General features: G+C 32.2%; 4 protein-coding genes. All 4 read left to right on the forward strand.

What is annotated here, in order from left to right; translation table 11 throughout:
* Window positions 1–466 (forward strand): DUF5702 domain-containing protein (locus JCM21531_RS19080; RefSeq protein ID WP_038291580.1); only part of this gene is annotated, 466 nt, incomplete at its 5' end.
* Complete coding sequence (locus JCM21531_RS23270; RefSeq protein WP_243467888.1) at window positions 451–1,227, forward strand: DUF5702 domain-containing protein; 777 nt, start codon at window positions 451–453, stop codon at window positions 1,225–1,227. The genes JCM21531_RS19080 and JCM21531_RS23270, both read left to right, overlap by 16 nt.
* A 31-nt stretch (window positions 1,228–1,258) precedes the next feature.
* Window positions 1,259–1,822, forward strand: a complete 564-nt coding sequence (locus JCM21531_RS16960; RefSeq protein ID WP_003519571.1) for a hypothetical protein — start codon at window positions 1,259–1,261, stop codon at window positions 1,820–1,822.
* Window positions 1,823–1,872: 50 nt separating this feature from the next.
* The coding region (locus JCM21531_RS16965) for a stalk domain-containing protein (protein ID WP_038291581.1) at window positions 1,873–2,109 on the forward strand (237 nt) is incomplete at its 3' end.

Below are 2,109 nucleotides of genomic sequence, written 5' to 3' on the forward strand. Positions count from 1 at the left end.
GATATATACGGATCTATATAAGTTTAATACTGCATTAGAGATTGCTACCGTTGTAGCTGGGTGGACCGGTGGTGTAGGTGTACCGATAGTTCATACATTAATTATGATGGCTTGGGCAATGGCGGAATCTTTGTTTGATGTATATTTATTGTTAAAGGGTGAGAGTATACCAATATTTAAAACGAGAAATACGTGGATAACGGATATCGAAGGGCTTTCGATGACAATTACAAATGAAATAATTGATAAAGTTAAGGAAAATGCTAAATTTGCTTCTGAAAGAGTGATTGATTATACGGAGAACAAAGCAGAGGATTTTCTGGACAAGGCGGCTACGACTATAGCGGACTATATTGACTCAAAAGTGGATTTACTTGTTGATAAGGCATTTGCTAGTATTGAAAATCCTTTTAAAGAGAAGTATATTCTGCGGAAGATATTTTTAATGATTTGGAGACAAGTTTAAATGTTAAAGTTGAGGGAGAATTAGGAGATATAATGAATCAGATTAGTAGTGAAGTTCAAACTTTGCTTCTTCAGCAAATAGAAACTGTTGAAAACAGCCCTATAGGTAGTTATGTGCCTGATATTATTCAAGGAGTTGATTATACAGATTTTCTTGAAGTATATAAGGATAAAAATCTGAAAGAAGCTATAGAAGAACTTACTGCAATACTTGCAGAGGGAAAAGAGGTGCTTGGCTATAATGTAGATGAAACAAGTAAAAAAGTAAATAGTATGATTTTTAATACCATTCTGGAAGCAAAAAAAACAGTGAAGTATAATATAAAGGCTGGTATCAGGGGTTATAAGGATAATTTAGTTAATAAGTTTAAGGAAACGTTCAAAAAGACTGCTGAGAAGGGAAAAGAAGAGGTAAATAAATTTATTGATTCTATTGGCAATACAAGTGATTCAGAAGTAATGAAAACAAACCTTAGAGGGTCTTTTCTCTCTATGAAGTATACTGATTATTTAAGGTTATTTTTACTTTTTACAAACAAGGATGTAAAGTTGAAAAGGATAGCTGATTTGATACAAGTAAATATGAGAAAGGTTTCAAGCAATAATACTTTTAAATTGTCAGAATGCAGTACATATATGCGCGTTGAATCTTCAATTTCAATAAAATATTTGTTTGCTACAAAACCTTTTATGCCAAAGGAATTAAGGACCGAGGATGGAAGAAGGATAAAGTTCGATGTTATCCTATATAAGGGATATTAAAATAAATTTTAAGAAAAGGGGATGTTAAAAAATGAATAGACAAAAATTATCAATATTGATAGGGATAATGTTATGTGTATTATTATCAGCTTGTGGAGATGGTGAAAGAAATAATCAACCTTCTGGTACGTCAGGGGTAAACACAATACAGAGTACACAAAAGCCAGAAGACAAAAAAGAAAAGACAAATGCAGAAAAATTTTTAGAGTATGCTATAAAGGCCGCTGATTTAAGAAATTTTACAAAAACCGGCGATTATGCAGGAATTGGAATTACATTACAGGATTTATATCAGGAAGACATTGTAAATCCTTATACTGGAGGTACTTCTTTAACTGTAATGAATAGAACTAGAAGTATGATGAAAGATCAACATTTGTCCAGAACAAGATTGTTTAGTGTAGACTGTGTAATAATAGATGATTATATGACTCTACTTGAAGAGTTAGACACATCTGAGGTACTTTATTGTGTAAATCCCGAAAGTAAAGGTATGGTGTTTGCGTTTTGGTTAATGGATGGTGTGTATATATATGAGGTTGATGAAAATGGTCAAAAAATAAATGAAATCAAGCATTTCTTTGAAAAGGAATAAGAATAAAACAAAACTTTCATGTAAGTAACACATATGGAGGGGAAATTGAAATGAAAAGAATTGCAAGAATATTAACATTGGCATTAATAGTTACATGCTTGTTATCATTGCCAACATTAGCAATTGAGCTTCCAATTCGAGTAGTGGTAAATGGAACAAAGATAAATTTTCCAGATGCAGAGCCGTTTATTGATGAGAATTCAAGAACACAGGTGCCTATCAGATTTGTTGGAGAAGCTCTGGGTGCGAATGTAAGTTGGGACGGAAATACAAAAAAAGTGACAATA

The organism is Acetivibrio straminisolvens JCM 21531 (genome assembly GCF_000521465.1).
Lineage (GTDB): Bacteria > Bacillota > Clostridia > Acetivibrionales > Acetivibrionaceae > Hungateiclostridium > Hungateiclostridium straminisolvens.

What these genes read in the sequence shown, in the direction of transcription:
- JCM21531_RS16960 (WP_003519571.1), top strand. Translation starts at nt 1,259, where the DNA reads ATGAATAGACAAAAATTATCAATATTGATAGGGATAATGTTATGTGTA.